Origin of the sequence: Lentzea sp. DG1S-22 (assembly GCF_036321065.1) — a bacterium.
GTDB classification, from domain to species: Bacteria; Actinomycetota; Actinomycetes; order Mycobacteriales; family Pseudonocardiaceae; genus Lentzea; species Lentzea jiangxiensis.
Window position 1 is genome coordinate 3,155,582 of sequence record NZ_CP143276.1, and the last position, 23,264, is coordinate 3,178,845.

15 protein-coding genes and 1 pseudogene are annotated in these 23,264 nt (G+C 72.6%); 11 read left to right on the forward strand and 5 right to left on the reverse strand.

The features are described 5' to 3' along the window. Window positions 1–80: 80 nt before the first annotated feature. Genes V1227_RS13785 through V1227_RS13805 form a run of 5 tightly spaced genes read left to right on the forward strand, consistent with a single transcriptional unit; the run spans window position 81 to window position 10,090 of the window. On the forward strand, window positions 81–3,920 hold the full coding sequence (locus V1227_RS13785) for a DUF4132 domain-containing protein (RefSeq protein WP_329792948.1): 3,840 nt from the start codon (window positions 81–83) through the stop codon (window positions 3,918–3,920). Then, entirely contained in the window at window positions 3,917–4,987 is a 1,071-nt protein-coding gene (locus tag V1227_RS13790; RefSeq protein ID WP_329792949.1) for an ATP-binding protein, read from the forward strand. Before V1227_RS13785 ends, V1227_RS13790 begins: the two co-directional genes overlap by 4 nt. Further along, window positions 4,987–7,188: a DUF5682 family protein gene (locus tag V1227_RS13795; RefSeq protein ID WP_329792950.1), complete on the forward strand. Its 2,202-nt coding sequence runs from the start codon at window positions 4,987–4,989 to the stop codon at window positions 7,186–7,188. Before V1227_RS13790 ends, V1227_RS13795 begins: the two co-directional genes overlap by 1 nt. Beyond that, entirely contained in the window at window positions 7,185–8,288 is a 1,104-nt protein-coding gene (locus V1227_RS13800; RefSeq protein WP_329792951.1) for a VWA domain-containing protein, read from the forward strand. Before V1227_RS13795 ends, V1227_RS13800 begins: the two co-directional genes overlap by 4 nt. Next, on the forward strand, window positions 8,285–10,090 hold the full coding sequence (locus V1227_RS13805) for a hypothetical protein (RefSeq protein ID WP_329792952.1): 1,806 nt from the start codon (window positions 8,285–8,287) through the stop codon (window positions 10,088–10,090). Before V1227_RS13800 ends, V1227_RS13805 begins: the two co-directional genes overlap by 4 nt. Before the next feature lie 10 nt (window positions 10,091–10,100). Here V1227_RS13805 and V1227_RS13810 read toward each other — a convergent pair whose 3' ends face one another. The 3 genes from V1227_RS13810 to V1227_RS13820 form a co-directional block, all read right to left on the reverse strand. Next, a complete protein-coding gene (locus V1227_RS13810; RefSeq protein WP_329792953.1) occupies window positions 10,101–11,372 on the reverse strand; it encodes a tetratricopeptide repeat protein in 1,272 nt (423 codons plus the stop codon). Between the two features lie 14 nt (window positions 11,373–11,386). Continuing rightward, the gene (locus V1227_RS13815) at window positions 11,387–12,304 is read right to left on the reverse strand and encodes an ArsR/SmtB family transcription factor (RefSeq protein WP_329792954.1); all 918 of its coding nucleotides are present in this window, start codon (window positions 12,302–12,304) and stop codon (window positions 11,387–11,389) included. A gap of 96 nt (window positions 12,305–12,400) precedes the next feature. Next, window positions 12,401–12,958: a TetR/AcrR family transcriptional regulator gene (locus V1227_RS13820; RefSeq protein WP_329792955.1), complete on the reverse strand. Its 558-nt coding sequence runs from the start codon at window positions 12,956–12,958 to the stop codon at window positions 12,401–12,403. 149 nt (window positions 12,959–13,107) lie between these two features. On the opposite strand from V1227_RS13820, the pseudogene V1227_RS13825 reads away from it, so the two are divergent. After that, a pseudogene (locus tag V1227_RS13825) lies at window positions 13,108–14,408 on the forward strand (MFS transporter). Here the strand turns inward: V1227_RS13825 and V1227_RS13830 are convergent. After that, window positions 14,359–14,517 carry a hypothetical protein gene (locus V1227_RS13830; RefSeq protein ID WP_176959810.1) on the reverse strand — a complete coding sequence of 53 codons (159 nt, stop codon included), beginning with the start codon at window positions 14,515–14,517 and terminating at the stop codon, window positions 14,359–14,361. The pseudogene V1227_RS13825 and the gene V1227_RS13830 sit on opposite strands and share 50 nt — an antisense overlap. 19 nt (window positions 14,518–14,536) lie before the next feature. Between V1227_RS13830 and V1227_RS13835 the strand changes: the two genes are divergently transcribed. The 5 genes from V1227_RS13835 to V1227_RS13855 all read left to right on the forward strand — a co-directional run bounded on the left by V1227_RS13835 (window position 14,537) and on the right by V1227_RS13855 (window position 22,831). Beyond that, on the forward strand, window positions 14,537–15,151 hold the full coding sequence (locus tag V1227_RS13835; RefSeq protein WP_329792956.1) for a hypothetical protein: 615 nt from the start codon (window positions 14,537–14,539) through the stop codon (window positions 15,149–15,151). 99 nt (window positions 15,152–15,250) lie between these two features. After that, on the forward strand, window positions 15,251–17,803 hold the full coding sequence (locus V1227_RS13840; protein WP_329792957.1) for a glycoside hydrolase family 97 catalytic domain-containing protein: 2,553 nt from the start codon (window positions 15,251–15,253) through the stop codon (window positions 17,801–17,803). Beyond that, on the forward strand, window positions 17,797–20,682 hold the full coding sequence (locus V1227_RS13845) for a discoidin domain-containing protein (protein WP_329792958.1): 2,886 nt from the start codon (window positions 17,797–17,799) through the stop codon (window positions 20,680–20,682). Before V1227_RS13840 ends, V1227_RS13845 begins: the two co-directional genes overlap by 7 nt. A gap of 4 nt (window positions 20,683–20,686) precedes the next feature. Continuing rightward, window positions 20,687–22,003 (forward strand): DUF2185 domain-containing protein, encoded by a 1,317-nt coding sequence (locus V1227_RS13850; RefSeq protein WP_329792959.1) that lies wholly within the window; start codon window positions 20,687–20,689, stop codon window positions 22,001–22,003. An 84-nt stretch (window positions 22,004–22,087) separates the two neighbouring features. Next, complete coding sequence (locus V1227_RS13855) at window positions 22,088–22,831, forward strand: alpha/beta hydrolase (protein ID WP_329792960.1); 744 nt, start codon at window positions 22,088–22,090, stop codon at window positions 22,829–22,831. Here the strand turns inward: V1227_RS13855 and V1227_RS13860 are convergent. Next, window positions 22,753–23,244 carry a metallophosphoesterase family protein gene (locus V1227_RS13860; protein ID WP_329792962.1) on the reverse strand — a complete coding sequence of 164 codons (492 nt, stop codon included), beginning with the start codon at window positions 23,242–23,244 and terminating at the stop codon, window positions 22,753–22,755. The genes V1227_RS13855 and V1227_RS13860 overlap by 79 nt on opposite strands. Window positions 23,245–23,264 lie beyond the last annotated feature (20 nt).

The window sequence follows — 23,264 nt, forward strand, 5'->3', positions numbered from 1 at the left end:
CCGCACGAAATTGTCAGACCCCCTGGGTAGCGTCCGTTCCAGACCAACTCCCTTGTGTGGCCCCAGCAGGAGGTACAGCAGTGCGCAGGTGGGAACTCGTCGCGGACGGCTCCGCGAAGTTCTGGGAGATCGAGCAGGACGGCGCGGCGGTGACCGTCCGGTTCGGACGGCTGGGCACTGCCGGCCAGGTCAAGACGAAGGAACTGGCCTCGGTCGAGGCGGCCACCGCGCACGTCGCGAAGCTGGTGGCGGAGAAGGAGAAGAAGGGCTACCAGCCGGAGGGCACCGCCGAGCCGGCGGCGGCGACGTCCGCCGCCGGCCAGGGGTCTGCCGTCGCGGGACCCGGTGCCACGCAGGGACCCGACGCCGAAACCGCCGCACCAGCAACGGACTTACGGCAGTCGGGCGTCGCCGAGCCGGCCGACCGGCAGTCCGCCACCGCCGAGCCCACTGACCGGCAGCCCGGCGTCACCGAACCCGCCGACCGGCAGTCCGCCGAGTTCGCCGACCGGCAGGCCACCGCCACCGGCACCGCGACCCCACAGCCAGGTACCACCGAGCAGCCCGCCGCAGCTCACCTCGCCGGGCAGAAGGCCGCCACGTCCAGCAGCCAGCAGCTCGCCGCCGTGGCCACCACCCAGCCTGCCGCCGCCCCCACTCCCGGCGCCCCCACCCCCGTCGCTCCCGCGCCCGCCCCGGTCCTCGACGAGGACACCTGGGTGATCCCCAAGGCCTGGGCCCGCGACGCCGTGCGCCAGCGCGGCTTCGAGCCGGCCCCGGACTTCACCCTCGACCCCGCGAAGGCCGACCAGGCCCGCCGCCGGATCACCGAGAAGGCGGAAGCCCTCGAGACCGCCTTCCAGGCCGAGGGCTCGGATCCCGAGCTGGTGGGCGCCGCCCGCGCCCACCTCGACGGCAGGCCGACGCCTATCGGCGCGGCGGCGATCGCGGCGGTCACGGAGCAGGGCGTCCCGGCGGTGCACGCCTGGATCGCCGACCACGGCCTCGCGTTCGCGACCACGGCGGTGGTCGAGCTCATGGGCCTCACGTACTCCGACCAGTGGCACCGGAAGCGCGGCAACTGGACCGGCGTCTGCCTGCAGCGCGTCAAGAGCTTCCGCACGTCGATCGGCGACCCGGAGGGCCTGATGCTGACGGCCGTCCGGTACGCGATCGCCGTGGCGAGCCCCGAGGAGCGTGCGGCTGCCGAGAGTGCGTTGGAGGAGCTCGGCGGGTCGGGCATCGGGGTCGAGGTCCGGTCGTTCCTGCTGCCCGAGCGGGCGGACTGGTTCGACGAGACCTGCCGGCAGAACTTCACGCAGAGCCGGTGGTGGATGCTGCCGAGCAGCGCGCGGTCGGTCGAGGACTTCCGCAAGGCCGACGAGGCGCTCACGACGTCGGCGTTCGTGCTCTACACAGCCGTGTACGTGCTGGGGCCGGACATCGCGCCGTTGCTCGCCGAAGAGCTCGACTCCGACAGCCACCACCAGCGGACCGGCGGGCGCAAGCAGGCGTTGAACGTTCTCGCGGCGTTGCCGACCGACGAGGCGTTCACCATCCTGCTCGACCGCGTGGACGAGAAGTACGTGCAGCCCGCCGTCGTGGCGGCGATGGCGGCGTTCCCGTCGCGGGCGGCGCGGTTGCTGTCCGAGCGGGTGTCGGCGAGTGAGAGCGCGCGTCAGCTGTTGCACGCGCATCTGCTGTCCAACCCGCAGGTCTCCGTGTCGGACGAGGTCGCGGCGGTGCTCGCCGAGTCCGGGCTGGTGATCGTGCCGGACGCGAGCCCGGAGCAGTTGCCGCCGTTGCTGGCCTCGCCGCCGTGGCTGAACCGCAAGAAGCCGGTGAAGCCCGTGGTGCTCACGGACCTCCCGGTGCCGGCGCCGGGTGTCAACTGGTTGCCCGGCGAGCGCGAGGAGTGGCTGGAGGCGGGCGCGGCCTGGCGGGATGGGCACCAGGACTGGCGCCGGCTGCTCAAGGACTACGAGGCCGGCCGGATCGGCTACTACGACAACGACCTGTTCCTCCTCGCCCCCGACGACGCGGTGCGGCACCTGCTCGCGGACTGGGAGCCGCGCTACAGCTACGGCGTCGAGGAGTGGGGCAGGAACATCGCCGCGCGGTTCGGTCTGGATGCCGTGCGCGCGTTGCTTCGGCACGTGCAGTCGGCTCCGGCGGGGACGGGCGTGGTGCTGCTGCCGTTCGCGACCGTCGAGGTGGCGGCGCAGATGGCCGACTGGTTCGCGCGCACCAAGCAGCCGCGCCGCTGGGGCGTCGAGTGGCTGGCCCGGCACCGCGAGCAGGCCGCCCGGCTGCTGATCCCCGCGGCGGCGGGCAAGACCGGGGTTCCCCGCCGCAACGCCGAGGCGGCCTTGCGGCACCTGCACAACAACGTCGGTGTCGACGTGGCGGCGATCGCGCGGGAGTGCGGGGCCGAGGCCGCGATCGACCTCGTGCTGTCGGTCGACCCGGTCGACGTGCTGCCCGCGAAGCTGCCGGCCATCGGCCTGTGGGCGGACACCCGGTTGCTGCCGCAGGTCCTGCTGAGCGACCGCAGGCACGCGCTGCCCGCCGCGGCCGCCGCGCACCTGCTGATGACGGCCGCGCTGTCCAAGCCGGGTGAGCTCTACGCGGGGCTGCCGATCGTGCGCGAGGCGCTCGACAGGCACTCGCTGGCGGCGTTCGCGTGGGCGGTCTTCCAGGCGTGGGAGCAGGCCGGTGCGCCGTCGAAGGAGAGCTGGGCGCTGAGCGCGCTCGGCTGGTTCGGCGACGACTCGACGGTGCGCGCGCTGTCGCCGCTGATCCGCGTCTGGCCGGGGCAGAGCCAGCACGCCAGGGCGGTCGCCGGGCTCGACGTGCTCGCCGACATCGGCACCGAGGTCGCCCTGTCGCACCTCAACAGCATCGCGGAGAAGGTGCCCTTCAAGGGCCTCAAGACCAAGGCGCAGGAGAAGGTCGCCCAGATCGCTGCCGAGCTCGGGCTCTCGCGCGACCAGCTGTCGGACCGGCTGGTGCCACGTCTGGGCCTCGACGACGCCGCGACGCTCGTCATCGACTACGGCTCCCGCCAGTTCACGGTCGGCTTCGACGAGCAGCTCAAGCCGTACGTCCTCGACCCCGACGGCAAGCGCCGCAAGGACCTCCCCAAGCCCGGCGCGAAGGACGACCAGGACAAGGCGCCGTTGGAGCACAAGAGGTTCATGGCGCTGAAGAAGGACGTGCGCACCATCGCGTCCGACCAGATCCAGCGGCTCGAACGCGCCATGGTCGACCAGCGCACGTGGAGCGCCGAGGAGTTCCACACGGTTCTCGTGGCACATCCGCTGCTGTGGCACGTGGTCCGCCGGCTGGTCTGGATCACCGACGAGGGCGAGTCGTTCCGCCTGGCCGAAGACCGCACGCTCGCCAACGCCGAGGACGACGCGTTCACGCTGCCCGAGGACGCGGTCGTGCGCGTGGCGCACCCGGTCGACCTCCGGGAGACGGCGGCGGCGTGGGGCGAGATCTTCGCCGACTACGAGATCCTCCAGCCGTTCCCGCAGACGGGCCGCCCGGTCCACCTCCTTCAGCCGGGCGAGGACCCGCTGCCCCGGCTGAAGAAGTACTGCGGCACCCCGTACCCGATCGGCAAGATCCTCGGCCTGACCAAGAAGGGCTGGGTGCGCGGCGCACCGCAGGACGCGGGCGTCGAGTGCTGGATCACCCGGCCGTTCCCCGCCGGCGGTGCGCTCGTCGCCTCGCTCGATCCCGGCATCGCGGTGGGCGCCGTGGACGTCTTCCCCGAGGTCGGGTTCGGCGACATGTGGTTCTCCCCCAGCGGTCACGGCACGTGGTCCGCGCCCGCGGACGCTCCCACCACCCACCCGATCGACCCGATCACGCTCTCCGAGCTCCTCTCCGAACTGGAGTCCCTGCAGTCATGACCAGCACCCAGACGATGCAGCGCCCACCCGCCGAGGTGCGCTTCGCCGACGAGCTCGCGCGGCTGCGCGACACCGACACCGCGCCCAGGCCTCCGGGCTGGGCGCTCAGCCTCGACGCCGCGCGCCGGTTCGTCGTGGGCGACGAGAGCCGGGGCATCAGCAAGAAGTTCGTGGGCGATCCGTCCCTCGTGGACAGGGCGCTGGTCACGCTCGCGACGAGCCGCGGCCTGATGCTCGTCGGTGAGCCGGGCACGGCGAAGTCGTTGCTGTCCGAGATGATCGCGGCGGCGGTCTGCGGCGAGTCGACGCTGACCATCCAGGGCGGCGCGGCCACCACCGAGGACCAGATCAAGTACTCGTGGAACTACGCGCTGCTGGTCTCGGAGGGCCCGTCGCCGCGTTCGCTCGTGCCGGCGCCGATGCTGCGGGGCATGGCCGAGGGCAAGATCGTGCGGTTCGAGGAGATCACGCGCTGCCCGCTGGAGGTCCAGGACTGCATGTTGTCGATGCTGTCCGACCGCGTGATGGCGATCGGCGAGCTGAACGGCCCGGACGGCATGGTGTTCGCGCAGGACGGGTTCAACGTGATCGCCACGGCGAACACGAGGGACCGCGGCGTGAACGACATGAGCGCGGCGCTCAAGCGGCGCTTCAACTTCGAGACGGTGTTCCCGATCGCCGACTTCGACACCGAGCTCGCGCTCGTCGAGCAGGAGGCGGCGAAGCTGCTGGCGAAGTCCGGCGTGGAGCTCGCGCCGAAGCGGGACGTCCTCGAAGTGCTGGTGCGGACGTTCCGCGACCTGCGCGAGGGCACCGACCGGCTGACCACCGTCATGAGCACGGCCGAGGCGGTGTCGGTGGCGCACGCCGTCGGCCTGCGGGGCTGGTTCCTGCGCGGCGAGGTCGGTTCGGCCGCGGACGTCGTGGAGTGCCTGGCGGGCACGGCGGCGAAGGACAACGCGGAGGACCTGGCGCGGCTGCGGCGGTACCTGGAGCAGCACGCGTCGCGGCGCAAGGGCGAGCAGTGGCAGGAGCTGCACCGCGCCCGTCACCTGCTGCCCGGCTGATGGGGGCCGTGTTCGTCGGCGTCCGGCACCACAGCCCCGCCTGTGCCCGGCTGGTCGCCGCCACCATCGCCGAGCAGCAGCCCGCGTACGTGCTCATCGAGGGTCCCGCCGACTTCAACGAGCGCATCGACGAGCTGCTGCTGGGGCACGAGCTGCCCGTCGCGCTGTTCAGCTACTCCGACCAGCACGCGTCGTGGTCGCCGTTCTGCGACTACTCGCCGGAGTGGGTGGCGATCACCGAGGGCCGCCGCTGCGGCGCGGAGGTCAGGTTCATCGACCTGCCCGCGTGGCACGAGGCGTTCCGGGACGTGAGCAACAGGTACGCCGACGCCGAGCTGCGCTACACCGAGGTCGTCGAGAGGTTGTGCGCGGAGTTCTCCGTCGACAACGTCGACGTGCTCTGGGACCACCTCTTCGAGTCCCAGGACGAGCCGGAGGGCATGGCCGAGTACTTCGACCTGCTGCGCGGCACGGCGACGGCGGACGAGGGCGACTCGGCGCGCGAGGAGTACATGGCGCGCTGGGTGCGGGCGGCGGTGCGCGACGCGGGCGACAGACCCGTCGTCGTGGTCACCGGTGGATTCCACACCGCGGCGCTCAAGGCGAAGCTCGACGGCAGCACGGAATGGCCGGACGTGCCCGAGCGTGAGAGAGGTGCGAGCTATCTCGTGCCGTATTCGCACGCACGGCTGGACGCGTTCACCGGCTACCAGTCGGGCATGCCGTCCCCCGGCTACTACCAGCAGGTGTGGGAGACCGGGGCACGACGGGCGGCGGACTGGCTCGTCGAGTCCGTGGCCACGAGGCTGCGCAAGCGGCAGCAGCCGGTGTCGACCGCGGACCTCATCGCGGCCCACACCCAGGCCGGTGCGCTGGCGCGGTTGCGCGGACACCGGAACCTGGCGCGCACGGACGTCCTCGACGGCCTGACCAGCGCGTTGATCTCCGAGGACCTGACGCAGCCGCCACCGTGGACGCGGCGCGGCACGCTGCAGCCCGGCGCGCACCCGGCTCTGGTCGAGATGCTCGGCGCGCTGCGGGGCGACAAGGCCGGGCGGCTGCACCCGAGCACACCCGCCCCTCCCCTGGTCCACGCGGTGCAGGAACTGCTGAGCACGCACGGGCTCGACCACGAGGGCAAGATCGCGCTCGACCTCACCGAAGCGGCGGCGCTGGAGCGCAGCAGGATCCTGCACCGGCTGAGAGTGCTGCGGATCCCCGGCTTCGAACGCACGAGCGGCCCGTCCGAGGGCGCCCAGCCGCAACTGGACGAGCAGTGGACGCTGCGGCCGGTCGAGGAACGGCTGGCGGCGCTGATCGAAGCGGCCGAGAACGGTGCCACGCTGGAGGAGGCGGCCGGGGTGGCGCTGGAACGCCGGTCGCGGGACGCGCGGCTCGACGACCTGGCCTCGATCCTGTTCGACGCCGTGCTGTGCGGCATCTCGACGTTGTCCGGCAAGGTCAAGGCCTCGCTCGACGAGGGCGTGCGGGAGACCGGCGACCTGGCGGCGCTGGGCCAGGTGCTCGGCGGCGTGCTGGGGCTGTGGCGGCACGACAGGCTGTTCGGCACGAGGAAGGACGCCCTGCTGGGCTCGGTGATCGACGCCGGCACCGCGCGGGTGCTGTGGCTGGTCGAGGGCCTGCACGGCGGCCCGGCGCCGGCGGATCCGCAGCGGCTCAAGGCGATGGCGGCGACCAGGGACGCGGTGCTGCACGCCGGGTCCGCGCTGTCGCTGGACCCGGCGGACGTCACGGGCGTGGCGACGCGCGTGAGCAACGACGTGCAGGCACCACCGGACCTGAGGGGTGCGGCGCTCGGCCTCGCCTGGGCGCTGGGCACGCAGCCGGACGTGCGCAAGATCCGCGGCGTCGAGGCGCTCGGCGACTGGCTCGCGGGGCTGTTCGCGGTCGCGCGCGAGGAGGTGCTCGCGAGCCCCGACCTGGTCGGGGTCCTCGACGAACTGGTCAGCGCGATGACCGAGGACGAGTTCCTGGTGGCGCTGCCCGCGTTGCGGTTCGCGTTCAGCTACTTCCCGCCCAGGGAAAGGGAAACCATCGCGGCGACGGTCCTCGCGCACCGCGGTGTCCGGGGCAACGCGAGAGACGTCACCCGCCTCACCGCCGATCCGGTGCTCGTGGCGGAGGCGATGGCGGTGGAGAAGCGCGTGGACGCGTTGTTGGTGAAGGGCGGCCTGGCATGACGGACCTGGAACGCTGGCGGCTGATCCTCGGCGAGCCCGCCTCGCGCTGCACCGGAGGGCTGCAGGCGGAGGCGGCGCGCCGGGACGCCGCGCTGCAGTGGCTCTACGGCCGCGATCCCGAGCTGGCCGAACGCGGCGTGCGCAAGGGCGGCAGCGAGGACTCGGTGCTGCAGACCGTCGACTGGCTGGACGAGGTGCACACCCTCTTCCCGCGGGAGACGATCGAACGGCTGGAGCGCGACGCCGTCGAGCGCTACGAGATCACCGACGTGGTCACGGATCCCGAAGTGCTGCAACGGATCGAGCCGAACCCGGCGCTGCTGCGCGCGGTGCTGCGGACCAAGCACCTGATGAACCCGGCCGTCCTCGCGATGGCGCGCAAGATCGTCGAGGCGGTGGTCCGGCAGCTGATGGAGAAGCTGAAGACCGAGGTGCGCACGGCGTTCAGCGGCACGAGGTCGCGGCGGCCGAGCATCCACCGCAACTCCCGCAACTTCGACTTCCGGTCGACGATCAGGGCGAACCTCCAGCGCTACCAGCCGGAGGAGCGCAGGCTCTCCATCGAGCACGCGAAGTTCGTCTCGCGCACCAAGAGGAACCTGGAGCAGTGGCAGGTCGTGCTGCTGGTCGACCAGTCGGGCTCGATGACGAGCTCGGTGATCCACTCGGCGGTCACGGCGGCCTGCCTGTGGGGCCTGCCGGGCCTCAAGACGCACCTCGTCGCGTTCGACACCAACGTCGTCGACCTGACGTCCGACGTGACCGACCCGGTCGAGCTGCTGATGAAGGTGCAGCTCGGTGGCGGCACGGACATCTCCAGGGCGGTGACCTACGGAGCCGGGCTCGTCGACAACCCCCGCCGGTCGATCGTCGCCATCATCAGCGACTTCTACGAGGGCGGCGACGACGCGCAGCTGGTGCGCACCGTCAAGGGCCTGTGCGAGCAGGGCACCCACGTGCTCTGCCTGGCAGCGCTCGACGAGGAGGCGAACCCGGACTACGACCGGGTGCTGGGCCAGCGCCTCGCGAACGTCGGCGCCCACGTGGGCGCGATGACCCCCGGAGAGCTCGCGGAGTTCGTTGCGGAGAAGCTCAGGTGACCCGACCCGACCTGCTGGCCCTCACCCCGGACTCGCTGGCGGCCCTCGCCAACCGCGGCCTCGTGAAACGCGCCGCCAAGGAGCTGGACGCGGGCGTCGTCCCGGCGCTCGACACCGATCCGGCCGGTACCGTCCAGGGCAAGTTCCCCGACGGCACCACGACGACGCTGCCGCCGAACACCGCCCTCGACGCCGCCCGGTGCAGCTGTGGCGCCACGGGCGTCTGCCGGCACCGCATCGCCGTGGTCCTCGCCTACCAGCGCACGCAGGAGGCCACCGCGCCCACCGAGCTGTGGTCGCCGGGCGTGGTGACGGACGACGACCTGGTTGCGTTGATGGGCGAACGCACGCTGCGCCGGGCCCGCCGGGCGCACCAGGCGGGCTACCGCGCCAAGCTGCGCCGCCCGACCGCGGAAGACCAGACGGCGCAGGCGGAACTGCCGACGTGCACGGTCACGTTCCTCGTGCCCGGAGACCTCTCCTACGTCCACACCGACGCGGTCAACCGCGACGAGGCGCTGGCACTGGCCGTGTGGGCGTTCCGGGAAGCCGACGCCCAGGGCACCGACACCGTCGACGTGGGCGGATCTCCCACCACCGCGACGGACCTCACCGCCGTCACCGACCTGCTCGACCAGCTGCTGCTGGACGGCGCCACGAACGCGAGCGAGGTGCTGGACGTGGCGTGGCAGCGCCTGCACCGCGACCTGACCGCGCAACGGCTGCACTGGCCGGCCGCCGTGATCACCGACCTGCTCGCGCAGCTGACGGCCTACCGCGGGCGCAGTGCCGACTACGAGGCGGAACGCTTCGCGGCCCTGCTGACCGAGCTGCACGCCCGCACCACCGCCGCCGGTCCGCGGGCCGAGGTGCTCGGCCCGGACGAACCGGCGGAGACGCCGCTGCGCCGCGTCCGCCTCACGGCGCTGGGCGCCCGGATGCGCTCGGAGTCCGCGATGGACGTCTACTTCGCCTCGGGTGACGTGGTGCTGGTGCAGCGCGACACGGCCCTGCGCACCGGTCAGCGGCTGGCGGCGTCGAACGTCGTGTCCGAGTCGGCGACGCGCAGCGCGAGCCGGGCGGTGGCGCTGAAGACGAGCCGCGTGGCCAAGACCTCCCTCACGCCGGTCGGCACGGCGTGGAACGACCTCCCGCAGGCCCTGGTGGTCGACGACTACGAGGCGACGGCCGCGCACCTGGCCGGCCTGCCACCGCGCCAGGTCCGCGCGAGGGTCGAGGCGGAACTGGTCCGCGCGGTCCGCGTCACGGAGGTGTCCGGCCTGGCCTACGACCCGGCCGCGCAACGCCTCACCGCCACGCTCCACGGCCCCACCGGTGCGACGTGCCTGCTCGAAGCAACGCACCGGGCCACCGCACCGCACTCGCTGGACGCGTTGGCGGCGGCACTGCGCGCCGGCCCGACGATGATCACCGGCAGCGTCCGGCGGCACCGCGGCACGCTGGTGGTCGACCCGCTGGCCGTGCGGACCGAGGCGGGCGTGGTCGTGCTGGACGTGGCGACGGGCACGACCCCGCAGCCGCTGCCGCCGGGCTCGGCGACGGCCGATCCGCTGAGCGCCGCCGTGGACAGTGCGCTGACCGTCCTGGCCGAGGCGTCACACCGGGGCCTCGACCACCTGACGGGCAGCCTGCTGGCCCGCGTGCGGGAAGTGGGCGCACACCTGCACGCCGCGGGTCTGCGCACGGCGGCGGCCACCGTCACCGCGTTCGCCGAGTCCCCGTCCGCACCGACGTGGCTCGCGGCGAACCTGCGGCTCCTGGTGACCGCCGACGCCCGCTGAGGCCCGCACCTCACCTCCGGCGGACGCCCACGAGGTCGGCGCGTCCCCGGGACCGCCGATCACGACCGGCGTCCGCCGGGATCTCCGGTCCGGGCACGACGGACGAGGTCGGGTCGATGCGTTGCGACAGGACGTAGTCCTCGGCGGCCTCGGCTACCCGGCCGAGCCGTTCGAGCACGAAACCGCGCAGGTAGGCGGCTCGGGCGGCACCCCAGCCGCCCAGCGCGACGCCCTTGCCGTAAGCCTCCAGGGCCGCCTCGAGCTGCCCGCACGCGGCGAAGGCGTCGCCCTGCAACGCCCACGTCCGGTCGTCGCCGGGGCTGAGTTCGGCGAGTTCGGCCGCGTAGCCGATCGCGCGCTGGCCGAGCCCCACGGCGAGGTGGGTTCGCACGAGGAAGCAGTGCAGGGCGTAGGCCTCGTCCGCCCACGCCAGGCCGTCGACCTCGGCGGAACCCGGCGTGGTCGTGCGCAGCGACTCCAAGGCGCGCCCGAGCAGCCTGTGCGTCTCGCTGATGTCGCGCCGCACGAACGGAACCGCGGCGATCGCCCGGTGCAGCCGGGCGCGCTGCAGGGCGGCCGCGAAGCCGTTCTGCGGCAGTTCGGACGATGCTTTCGTCGCCAGCGCGGCGGCGGCCCGCATCGAGGTGGAGTCGGCTCCGCGGGCGGCGTTGCGGAAGACCACGAACAGGGCCAGGTCGCGGCGCACCTCGGCGGGCAGGCCGGACCGCGCGCCGCGCAGGGCCATCGCCTCGACGGCGGAGGACGGCAGGTGGCAGCGCAGGACGGCGAGCTCCTCCACCGCGAGGCCGGGCGAGAACACGTGCCGACGCGGGTCGATCACCGCCAGGCCGATCACGGACGCCGCCTGCTGCGGGTAGCCGAGGCGCAGCAACAGGTCGCAGGCCAGGCGCCGTTCGGGGACGCGCAGCGGGCCGCGGGCGCGTTCGTGCACGCGCCACCACAGTTCGGAGGCGAGGTCCACCGGGAACGTCGTCATGTCCGGGCCGGCGCCGTCGAGCCGGCCCCAGCTCGCGGCCGTCAGCAGGCGCTGCCGGGCGGACGGCGGCGGTTCGAAGCGCGGGACGGCCGCCGACTCCCCCGCGACGAACGCGCGGGCCTGGGCGTGGGTGATCCGGGCGTGCAGGGCCGAGGTCGCGCCGGGAGCGGACAGGCCCCCGTAGACGCGGCAGGCCACGGGAACCCCTGCGGTGCGCAGGGCGCGCAGGCGGGTGGCCAGTGCGGGCGGGCTCGGGTCGGTGCGGTACCGCGGCATCGCGGTCATGCTGGCCTCCCTGGTCAGTTCAGCAGTTCCCAGCCGCGCCGGGTCAGGCGGTGGCGGACCGACCTGCCGTTGCGGTGGGTCGAGACGAAGCCGGCGGTGCGCAGGGCGGTGGCGTGTTGCGACGCCGTGGGCAGGCTGATGCCCACGTGCCTCGCCAGCTCGGTGGTGGTGCGTTCGGATGTGAGCGCCCGCAGCACGAGGGTGCGGGTGCGGCCGAGGGCCGGTTCGAGGCTGGCGCCGCTCGGCTGCGGTGCGGTGATCGGGTAGAAGAGCAGCGGCTGGGGTTCGGTGAACATCGACACCGCCGGGCGGGTCAGCCCGTTCAGCACCGGCACGATCAGCATTCCGGTGCCGCGCAGGGAGATCTCGGTGTCCCAGCCGAGCTCGACGTGCAGGGCGGGTGAGGTCCACGAGATCGACGGGTGCAGGTGGCCGAGCAGCTCTCCGAGTCCGCGCGACACCGCCTGCGACGACCTCAGGCGCACCTCGGCGTCGAACGCCTGGCGCGTCTGCGACCAGTGCGGCCCGAGCAGGTCGCGGAAGCCGGTGGTCAGCGCCGAGCGCAGGTCGCGGCGGGAGGTCTGCGTGCCGGACGCGAGCGATCTCAGCCACGGCGAGGTCGTGCCCACGCTCGCGACCTGGTCGCGCACCCTCGCGCAGGGCACGTCGAGCACCTGCCGCACGGCCTCGTCGAAGTCGGGACGCGCGGAGCCCAGGAAGTCGGGGATGAACCGGCCGGGCCTGACCAGTTCGACCAGCGGGCGGATCCTCGGCAGCAGCAGGCGGTCCCAGTCACCGCCGTGGACCGTGAAGACGAGCTCGTACATCGGCAGCGGGGCCGGCGCGAACCTGGTGCGCGCCAGGTCTTCCAACTCGAACAGAATCGTCAGACCGCGGCCCTTCGCCACGGTTTCGGACAGCACGATCGGCATTTGCTTCCCCCCGGAGTGCAACCACTTCCGACGGTACGCAGGAATCGTTGTCCGGTGTCGGGTTTCTCCGGGGTTGACAACGTTCAGCGGACAAACTCAGACGAGCGGTCCAGTTTGTTCCGTGAGCTTGAGCAGCAGGTCACGGGTGTGTTCGCGTTCTTCGTCCGTCTCCTGGCCGCGCCACAGAAGATCAGCCAAAGTCACCCCGTCGAGTGCACGGGAAATGAGGTCCGCGCGGTGCGGGTGCAGGCCGTCTGAATCGGTTTGCCGGCGCCAGCGGTCCGCCGCGACGTCGAGGCGCTGCTGCAGTTCCGGAACGCCCAGCAAGGCCGTCACGACGGACGGGTGCGACCAGAGGTCGTCGTACGGCGCGAAGGTCGCCCTGATGTGCGCACGGGTCCACCGGCCCGGCACGTCCTCCGGTTCGAGCAGGCTCTCCACCGTCGCGTCGTAGTGGTCGAACCACTCCTCGATCAGGCCGACGATCAACGCCTGCTTGGACCGGAAGTGGTGCAGCAGGCCGCCCTTGGAGACGCCCGCCTCCTTCGCCACGGCGTCGAGGCTGACGTTCGGGCCTTGCGCGATCAACGCGCGCGCGGCGGCCGCGAGCACCTCTCGGCGGGTGCGGGGTGCGTTGCGCTGCTCTCCGGGCATCCGGTCAACCTAGCGTTCGCCGAACCAACCGTCTAGACGGTACGTTAATCTGCAGACCGGATGGTCGGCACAAGGGGGTTGTCGTGCGGAGGTGGGCCGCGCTGGGCGTGCTCGCGCTCGCGTTGCTGTTGATCGCCGTGGACGGCACGGTGCTGGCTCTCGCGCTGCCCGCGCTGCGCCAGGACCTGGCGCCGACGGACGCGCAGGTGCTGTGGATCGGCGACGTCTACTCGTTCGTGCTGGGCGGCCTGCTCATCACGATGGGCACGCTCGGCGACCGGATCGGCCGCAAGAAGCTGCTGCTCACAGGTGCGTTCGGCTTCGGGGTCGCATCGCTGCCGGCGGCGTTCGCCCCGTCGCGGAGTGGCTGGTCGTGGCCCGCGCCCTGCTCGGCGTCGCCGGCGCGACGATCATGCCGTCGACGCTGTCGATCATCCGCAACCTGTTCACCGACCCCGCCGAGCGCACGAAGGCGGTGGCGGTCTGGGCGGCGACCGCGACGGCCGGTGCCGCCCTCGGCCCGCTGATCGGCGGGGCGCTGCTGGAGCACTTCTGGTGGGGCTCGGTGTTCATCGTCAACCTGCCGGTGATGGCGGCGCTGGTCGTGTTCGGCGCGTGGTGGCTGCCCGAGTCGCGGGATCCCGACCCCGGCCCCTTCGACCTCGTGTCCGCGGCGCTGTCCGCTGTCGGCGTGGTGCCGCTGGTGTACGCGGTGAAGGAGGTCGCGCTGGCCGGTCCCACGTGGACGGCGCTGGTGGCCGGGCTGCTGGGCGTGGCGGGGCTGTGGCTGTTCGTGCGGCGGCAGCAGGCGTCCGAGCACCCCATGATCGACGTGGGGCTGTTCCGCACACCCGCGTTCAGCGGTGCCGTGGGCGCCGGCGTGATCGCGATCTTCGCACTGACCGGGCTGGTGTTCTTCCTGTCGCAGTACTTCCAGAACGTGCTGGGCTACTCGCCGCTCGAGGCGGGGTTGCGGGAACTGCCGCTCGGTCTCGCCGGGGTGCTCGTCGTCGTGGCGATCGGGCCGGTGGTGCGGCTGCTCGGGCGTGGCCGGGCGATCGCCCTCGGCCTGCTGGTCGGCGCGGGAGGACTGACGATCGTCGGCTTCTGGTCGAGCTACGGCCCGATCGCGGTGGCGCTCGTGCTCCTCGGCGCCGGCGTGGGGCTCGCGCTCACGCTCACCACCGACGCCGTGGTGTCCGCCGTGCCCGCGGACAAGGCCGGCGCGGCGTCGGCGGTGTCGGAGACGGCCTACGAGCTCGGTGCGGCACTGGGCATCGCCGTGCTCGGGACCGTGCTGTCGGCGTGGGCGCGCGCCGGCACCTTCACCGAGGCGGTGCGGGGAACCTCACTGGTGGCGGCCGCGCTCCTGGCCGTGGCGTCCTTTGTGGCCTACCGGATCATTCCGGGCGGTTCGCCTCGGCCAGCCGTTGGTGCAGGCGCTCCCTGATCTGCTCCGGGGTGTAGGCGGCGCGGCGGCGCTGGTTGCGGGCCGCGACCACGCCGCTCGCCGCGACACCCGCGAACGCCGCCAGACCGATCACCTTCCACAGCTTCATGTGCCTAGGCTACTGGCCCATGGCGACAACACTGGACCAAGCCGTGGAGATGACCCGCACCGGGGACGTGTGGGTGTTCCGCGGGCGCAGTGCGGCCGACCGCGCGATCCAGGCGATGACGAACAGCCCGGTGAACCACGTCGGCATGGCGATCGTGCTGGACGACCTGCCGCCGTTGATGTGGCACGCCGAGCTCGGCAAGTCGCTCGAGGACATGTGGAGCGGCACGCACCAGCGCGGGGCGCAGCTGCACGACCTGCGCGACGCCGTGGTGACGTGGCACGACAAGTACGGGCAGCGGGCGTGGCTGCGGCAGCTCGACCACGAGGTGACGCGGGAGATGGAGGATGCGGCGCTGCGGACGGTCGCGCGCCTGGACGGCACGCCGTTCCCGTCGACCGCCAGGCTCGCGTCGCGCTGGCTGCGCGGGCGGGTCCCGTTGCGGCCCGGGAACGACGCGAGCATCGAGAGCGCGTTCTGCGCGGAGATCGTGGCCGTGACCTACGAGGAGATGGGGCTGCTGCCCCGGCGCAGGCCCAACTGGTACGACCCGGGCCGCTTCTGGAGCGGCGACGACCTCGACCTGCTCGGCGGCGCGAAGCTCGGCAAGGAGATCGAGATCGTCGTGCTGTGAAAACCCTGTCCGCTCCAGGACTGATAATCATCAGCCCCTTGACCGGGAAAGTGGGACCGCCACACCATGGCAGCGGTCTCACCCTGGGAGCTGACAACGATGTCACGACTGCTCGTCCTCGTGCTCGCCCTGCTGTTGCCCGCCGTCCCCGCCCACGCCGCACCGACCTCCTGGACCGTCACCGGACCGGGCCAGGTCACCGCAGAAATAGCCCTGAACAGCGGAAATCTGACACTGGCCGTGCGCAGGCAGGGCCGGACGGTGCTCCAGCCCGCCCGCGTCGGGCTCACGACGACGACAGCCGACCTCACCTCCGGGCTGACGTTCACCGGCCGCACTGACCGCGTTGTCATCGAGCGCTACTCGATGCCGCACGGCAAGCGGGCGCAGCGCACGACCAGGATGACCGAGACCCGCCTCGGCTTCCGCACGACCTCCGGCGGTTTCGACCTCGTCGTCCGCGCCGCACCGGACGGCGTCGCCTACCGGTACGTGCTGCCGGCCGCCGCGACCGTCACCGGGGAGGCGTCGAGCTTCTCGCTGCCGGCCGGGTCGAAGGCGTGGCTGCTACCCTACAACGCCTGGTACGAGGCCAACCGCGTGCGCACCACGGCCGGTGAGGCCACCGGCGACTTCGGCTACCCGTCGCTGTTCCAGAACGGCCAGGACTTCGCACTGCTCACCGAGTCCGATGTGGACGGCAGGTACGCGGGCAGCAGGCTGCGCAAGCAGGGCGACGGCTTCCAGGTCGTGCTCGCCGACGACCGGGTCGACTCGACCGGCACGACGCCGTGGCGCACCGCGATCGTCGGCGACCTGAAGACCGTCAGCACCTCCACGCTCGTCGACGACCTCGCCACCCCGTCGAAGCTCGCCGACCAGACGTGGATCGAGCCGGGCAAGGTCGCGTGGTCGTGGCTGAGCGAGCACTCCAGCCCGAGCGACTTCGCGCGGCAGAAGCAGTACGTCGACTTCGCCGCCCGCAACGGCTGGGAGTACGCGCTGGTCGACGAGGGCTGGAGCTCCGCGTGGGTGCCGGAGCTGATCCGCCACGCCCGCGCCCAGGGCGTCGAGATCCTGCTGTGGCTGCGCTGGAGCGACCTCGACACGCCGCAGGAACGCGACACCGTGCTGCCCAGGATCAAGCAGTGGGGCGCCAAGGGCGTGAAGCTCGACTTCATGGAGTCCGACTCGCAGGACCGCTACCGCTGGTACGACGCGGTGCTGCAGAAGACGGCCGACCTGAAGCTGATGGTCAACTTCCACGGTTCCACCATCCCGCACGGCCTCGCCCGCACCTGGCCGCACGTGCTCACGATGGAGGCCGTGCGCGGCGCCGAGAACTATCCACCCGCCGCCAACAACCCCGTGCAGTTCTTCACCCGCAACGTCGCCGGCTCCATGGACTACACGCCCGTGTCGCTGGAAGTCGGCACGAAGGAGGCGTCGATCGCGCACGAGGTCGCGCTGCCGGTCGTCTACGAGTCGGGCTGGACGCACTTCGCGGACAAGCCCGAGGCCTACGAACGGCACCCGCAGGCGTTGCGCTACCTCAACCAGCTCCCGACCGCCTGGGACGAGACCCACCTGCTCGACGGCGACCCCGACACGCACGCCGTCGTCGCCCGCCGCCACGGCGACCGCTGGTTCGTCGGCGGCATCACCGCCGAGGACCGCACGCTCCAGGCACCGCTCGGCTTCCTCGGCGGCGGCCAGTGGCTCGTCGAGACCGTCCGCGACCCCGCCACCAGGGCCGACGTCGTTCGCGACACGCAGGTCCTGCGCGGCGGCGACACCCTGTCCGTCCCGGCTCGGCGCCACGGCGGCTTCGCGGCCGTCCTCTGCCGCTATCAGCCCGGCCTGCGGACGTGCGACCAGCCGATCCGCCAGGTCCCGAAGACCACGCTCACCGTCTCCCCCGCCGGCACCACCGACACCCCGCCCGGCTCGTCGATCGAGGTGTCGGGCACGTTCACCAACGGCGACCAGGAGATCCGCGACGTCCGGCTGACCGCCACCGCGCCCGAGGGGTGGTCGGTCACCGGCCCGGTCGTGCGGCGCGGCCGGATGGCACCGGGTGAGTCGATCAGCGGCCGGTGGCAGCTGCGGGCCGGCACGCGGACCGGCGCGGTCGACCTGCCGGTCGTCGCCACGTTCGGGGAGGTCCACGTCGAGCAGGCCGTCAAGGCGTTCGTCCCGCCGCCGCCACCCCGCAACGGCGCGCAGGTCAGCGACCTGCCGTTCACGAGCGAGACCAACGGCTGGGGCCCGGTCGAACGCGACAGGTCCAACGGCGAGAACTCCGGCGGTGACGGCGGCCCGTTGTCCGTCGGCGGGGTCACCTACGCCAAGGGCATCGGAGTGCACGCGCCGTCCGAGGTCTCGGTCTACCTCGGCCGTGCCTGCGAGCGCTTCACCGCGAAGATCGGCCTCGACGACGAGACCACCGAACCGGGTTCGGTCGTCTTCCAGCTCACGGGCGACGACGGAAAGCCGCTGTACGACAGCGGGATCGTGCGCGGGAAGGGTGCGGCACTGCCGGTCGACGTCGACGTCACCGGCGTGCGGATGCTCGGCCTGCGCGTCACCGACGGCGGCGACGGCCGCAACTTCGACCACGCCGACTGGGTGGAGGCCGCCCTGACATGCTGATCAACCGCAGAACGTTCCTGGCCGCCTCGGGGCTGCTGACGCTCACACCGGGCATCGCGCTCGCGCAAGGCGCGCAGGTCAAGGACACCTACCACGAGGTGCTGCTCCGGCACACGAGGTGGGCGGAGACCCAGTACGACAGCACGGCGAAGCGCTACCGGCGCACGGACTTCGGGTTCGCCGTCGTGCTCGGCAACGCCGTGCTGCTGACGCGGGGCACCTACGACGCCGCGCTCGCGGGCATCGAGAAGGAAGTGCTGCGCGAGCACACCCTCGCCACGATCAAGCACTTCGCGGCGAGCAACGTGCTCGCCGGTGGCGCCGAGTGGGGCAAGACCCTGTTCTGGGACACCACCTTCCAGTCCTACTTCGTGCTCGCGGCCCGGCTGCTGTGGCCCGACCTCGACGCGGCGACCCGGGCGAACGTCGAGGCCATCGCACGCGGCCAGGCCGACTACACGACGTCGCTCGGCACGGCCGACGACCCGCGCTCGGGCAGCTGGACGCCCAACGGCCTCGTCGGCGGCCACCGCGGCGACACCAAGCTGGAGGAGATGGGCGTCTACGCCCAGGCCCTCGCGCCCGGCCTGGCCTGGCACGGCGACGGCCCTGGCTGGCGGGAGGCGTTCGGCCGGTGGAGCCGCAACGAGGCGGGGCTGCCCGCCGCCGACCTCGCCAATCCTTCCACAGTGGACGGCGGGGCGGTCTCGGCCAACACCGCCACGAACCTGCACGACACGTTCATCGTCGAGAACCACGGCTCGTTCGGCCCGCACTACCAGGAGGAGCTCTGGCGCACCTCCGGCCGCAACGCCGTGCACTTCCTGCTGGCGGGCAGGCCGCTGCCCGAGGTGCTGACGAAGCAGCCGAACGGGGAGCTGTTGTGGCGCACCATCCTCGCCACGATGAGCGACGCCGGCGAGCCGTTGATGCCGATGGTCAACGACCGGGAGCACCTCTACGGCCGTGACGTCATCCCGCTCGCCTTCCGCTCCACCGTGCTGGCCGACCCGATGGCCGCCCGCGCCGAAGCCGCGCTCGCGTCGCGGCTGCTCGCCTACCAGGCCCACCCGCCGGTCCACCGGCTCGCGAAGTTCTCCGGTGAGGCGAAGTACGAACCGGAGGCACGCGCCGAACTCGCCATCAGCTACCTGCTGCACGAACTGCGACCGCCCGCGGAACCGGTGTCCGAGGAGGACTTCTTCGCCCGCGCGTCGATCACGATCGACCACGGCTCCGACCCCGGTCTGCTGACCCACCAGTCGGCGGCCGCGTGGGCGGGCACGGTGACGAAGCCGGGGTTCACGAAGCTCGCCTGGCAGCCCGCGCACGACGACTGGCTGTTCAAGATCAGCGGCTCCACCCCGATGCTGCTTCCCCGCGAGACCGTGACGGGGCGCAACACCGTTGCCTACCAACGGGTGCGCGACGGTATCGACGCCACGGCGAGCCTGCTGCGGTTCGCGGGCGGGTTCGCCGGCACCGCCACGCTCCCGACCGGCACGGTCGTGTGCGCGCTGCCCCGGCCCGGCCGCGTGGACGTGCACAACCTCGCCATGGCCGGGATGCCCGGACTCACCGGCTCGCGGACGTACACCGGGGCCGCCGGCCGCGTGACGGTGAAGGCGCGTGAAGGGTTCCGCGTCGACGAGCTGTCGTTCCCCGCGACGACGGCACGCCACGTCCGGATGCTCGGCGTGACGCCCCACGCCACCTACGGCTACTCCCTCTTCGAGTTCGAGGTGGACCAGGCCAGGGGCACGGCGACGGCGTCGTCCGCGGACCCCGGCTACGAGCCCTCCAAGGCGGTGGACGGCGATCCGGGCACGCGCTGGGCCGTCGCCCGTGCCGAACGCGGCCGCGCCGACAGCTGGCTCTCCGTCGACCTCGGCACCGCCAGGACCGTGCAGCGGGTGCGCCTGCGGTGGGAGACGGCGGCCGCGGTCGCCTACCGCGTCCAGACGTCCCCGGACGGTGCCGCGTGGACGACGGTGGCCGAGTACCCGAGGCCGGACCTCAGCACCACCGGCTGGCTCGACGTGGACGGCAGGGCGGGGTTCGTGGCGCGCTCGGCCGACCCGTTCACGGTCCAGGGCGACTCGATCACCGTGCCGTCCGGGATCGTCGAGGGGTACGTGAAGGCCGACCTCCGCTCGATCGCGGCGGAGCCCGCCCCGGTGTGCCCCGCGAACGTCCGGGCGAGCACCGCCGACGGGTTCCTCTGCCTGTTCAACCTCTCGGACGCGGACGTCACCGGAACCGTCCGCCTGCACGGCTCCCGGCTGTACCGGGGCACCCAGACCACGACGCGGACGGGCACGGACTACGCCCTCACCCTGCCCGCCGCCACGGCGAGGGTCGAGACCCCGTGGTTCACCGCGCAGGACATGCCGCCGGGCGTCAAGGCCGTCGTGCACGACGGCAGGCGCGTCACGTTCAGCGGTGGCCCGGCGAGGTTCACGCTGGTCCACCGGGACGGGTTCCGGCTGCCGGTCGTCCTCGGAGGACCCTCCGAGCGCACGGTGACCGTCCCGCAGGCGAAGCCGTTCCCGTTCGACGACCTCGCGCTCGGGCGCGTCACGTTCCCCCACTCCGTGCTGCCGCCGGGGATGAGCGCCCCGGCGAACGCGGTCGACGGTGAGCAGGACACGGCGTGGAAGCCCGGCCGTGACGGCCGCATGGTCGTCGATCTCGGGTCCGTCCAGCCGATCGGCAGCGTGAGTCTGAAGTGGACGGACGGCACGCCGCCGCCGCACACCGTCACCTACAGCCTCGACGGCAGGTCCTACGGAACCGGCAGGACCGCCCGGTACGTGGCCGTCTCGACCGGGTGGCGGCCGGGGCACGCGTCGCTGAGGAGCGTTTCGGTGCGACGATGACGGCATGCCGGAACTGCTGGGAACCGCGTCATTCCCGTCGGGCGACCTGCTGCTGATCGACTTCGGGCTGCTCAGGACCTGGTCGGGCGATCGGCCGCCGCTGGTGGAGGAGGGCCACGCGCCGCAGCACGTCGTCGAGCGGGCGAACGCCGCCGCGGACTTCGAGGTCGTCGGTCCCCAGGCCGCCGAGGCCGTGCGGGCGGTGGACCTGGCGGCGGTCAAGGGCCGCTACGGCTTCGACCTGCCCGCCGACGGCGAGCTCCTGGTCTCGGCCGTGGCCCGCACCGGGTTCGACGCGTCGGTCCGCCGGGTCGGGCGCATGCCGCACCTGGCCCGCGTGCGGGCCCTGCTCGACGACCAGCCCGGCGCCGAGGTGCCGTTCCACGGCGCGTGGGCGGTGGCGGTGCGCGGCGTGCCAGGAGGACCGCTGCGGGTGCTGGGCGAGCGGATGGACCCGGACGGCCCGGACCGGGGCAGGTGGCACTCGGTGTGGGTGGCCTGCGCGGAGGGCGTCGTGGCCCAGTCGGTCGAGTGCGGCTACGTGCTGGTCGACGAGGCCCGCCTGCTCTTCGCCGACGCCACGGCGTTGACGGCCTGGCGCACCGACGCCCCCGCCGACGGGCTCTTCGACCTCGCGTTCTGGGGCCGTGACGCCGACGAGGTGGCGGCCCGCGTCTCGGTGCCACCGTCCACAGCGGACGACGAGCGGCGCTGGACCGACCTCTCCTCCGAGGAGGTGCGGGCCCGCCACGAGGAGCTCGAGGCGCTCCGGGACGGCGGTCTGGAGTTCGCGCTCGACCTCCGGCCGCACGACGACCACTTCCGGGTGCTGCGCCGGATGCGGTCCAGCCCGGCCGGGTCGGGCACGGTCGAGGTGGGCGGCGCGCCGATGACCGGCTGGTTCACGACCTGGGGCGACGGGGCGTTCCCCGTGTACCGCGACCTCGCCGCGGACGGCACGCTGCTGCGGGTCAGGGTGGAGCTCGGCGCGCCGGAGATCGTCGTGCGGCAGCGGCGGTTCGAACGGCTCTGGTTCGGCGACCTCGCGAAGATGGCGATCGTCTCGGCACGGGTGGCGCAGGACGGCGAACCGGTGCGGTGGCTGTACCGGGAGCACGCCGAGCGCGAGCAGGACAGCGGCTGGCGGGTGTTCGCGGGCGACGAGTCGCAGGAGTACGCGGACGACTCGCGCAACGCCGAGCTCATGCCGTTGCGCGAACTGCTCCGGCTCGACGGCGAGCTGGAGCCCTTGTTCGGCCAACCGCACGGTGCCGCCTTCGAACGGGCGGAGACGGGTTTCGTCCCGGTGAGGCGTGTTTAGCCGCCGACCGTCTGGCAAACCAGAGGCATGTTCGACGGATTGCGTTCCGCTGCACGGGAAAGCGTCCTTCGTTCACTCTGGGACGTGCCGCGGCTGATGCGGCACCCCGTGTGGCGCGAGACCGATCCCGACCAGGGCGGCGGCCTGGGCGTGGTGCTCGTCCCCGGCTTCGGGGCAGGCGCCACGAGCCTGCTGCCGGCCGCCTCGTGGCTGCGTGCCCGCGGCTACGCACCGACGAACGCGGGCGTGGGCCTCACCGTCGGCTGCACCGCCGACCTGCTGGCGAAACTCCTGCACAGCACCGAAGAGCACGCCGAGCGCACCGGTCGTCCGGTGGTGCTGCTCGGCCAGAGCCGCGGCGGCGGCATCGCGCGCCTGGCCGCCGCCCGGCGGCCTGACCTCGTCTGCGGACTGGTGATGATGGGCAGCCCGGTCCTGGACCCGATGGGCGCGCACCCGAGCGTCATGCGCGTCGCCCGGTTCCTGACCCGCCTGGCCTCGGCGGGCGTCCCCGGCCTGCTGAACGACGACTGCCTGAGCGGCCCGTGCTTCGACGAGCACATCAAGGACCTCACCGAACCCCTGCGGGTGCCCGCGATCTCGATCTTCTCGCGCAGGGACGGCGTGGTGCCGTGGCAGCTGTGCCAGGACCCGTGCGCGGACTGCGTCGAGGTGTACAGCACGCACACCGGCATGGGCTTCGACCCGGCCGTGTACGAGGTGCTGGGCCCGATCCTCGCCTCCTGGGCTCAGGTGACGGGCACGATCCGCGCGTCGAGCAGCACCCCGTCCTCGACGTCGAGCAGCCCGAGCGTGCCCTGCGGCTGACGGCGCTTGTCGGTCGGCGACCCGGGGTTGAACACCCGCGCGCCGTCCTCCTCCTCGTCCCACGGGATGTGCGAGTGTCCGAACACGACCAGCCGCGCCCCGGGAAACCTGCGCCGCATCCGCGCCATCCGCCCAGCCTTCTGCCCGCTGTCGTGGACCATCGCGAACGGCAACCCCGCGATCTCCCCCTCGACGGTCTCGGGCGCACCCCAGGCCACCACGTCGGGCCCGTCGTTGTTGCCGCACACCGCGACCACCGGCGCGTACTGCTCCAACTCCTCCAGCACGGGCGCAACGCAGACGTCCCCGGCGTGCAGGATCAGCTCAGCCGACCGCAGGTGCTGCGCCACGGCAGGTGGGCACCGCTTCCAGAACCGGGGCGCGTGGGTGTCCGACAGCACAACGACTCTCACTCCGCGACCGTAACAACCAG

Coding starts and splice junctions, on each gene's coding strand:
- V1227_RS13790 (WP_329792949.1), top strand. CDS start 3,917: ATGACCAGCACCCAGACGATGCAGCGCCCACCCGCCGAGGTGCGCTTC.
- V1227_RS13795 (WP_329792950.1), top strand. CDS start 4,987: ATGGGGGCCGTGTTCGTCGGCGTCCGGCACCACAGCCCCGCCTGTGCC.
- V1227_RS13800 (WP_329792951.1), top strand. CDS start 7,185: ATGACGGACCTGGAACGCTGGCGGCTGATCCTCGGCGAGCCCGCCTCG.
- V1227_RS13810 (WP_329792953.1), bottom strand. CDS start 11,372: ATGACCGCGATGCCGCGGTACCGCACCGACCCGAGCCCGCCCGCACTG.
- V1227_RS13815 (WP_329792954.1), bottom strand. CDS start 12,304: ATGCCGATCGTGCTGTCCGAAACCGTGGCGAAGGGCCGCGGTCTGACG.
- V1227_RS13820 (WP_329792955.1), bottom strand. CDS start 12,958: ATGCCCGGAGAGCAGCGCAACGCACCCCGCACCCGCCGAGAGGTGCTC.
- V1227_RS13830 (WP_176959810.1), bottom strand. CDS start 14,517: ATGAAGCTGTGGAAGGTGATCGGTCTGGCGGCGTTCGCGGGTGTCGCG.
- V1227_RS13835 (WP_329792956.1), top strand. CDS start 14,537: ATGGCGACAACACTGGACCAAGCCGTGGAGATGACCCGCACCGGGGAC.
- V1227_RS13840 (WP_329792957.1), top strand. CDS start 15,251: ATGTCACGACTGCTCGTCCTCGTGCTCGCCCTGCTGTTGCCCGCCGTC.
- V1227_RS13845 (WP_329792958.1), top strand. CDS start 17,797: ATGCTGATCAACCGCAGAACGTTCCTGGCCGCCTCGGGGCTGCTGACG.
- V1227_RS13850 (WP_329792959.1), top strand. CDS start 20,687: ATGCCGGAACTGCTGGGAACCGCGTCATTCCCGTCGGGCGACCTGCTG.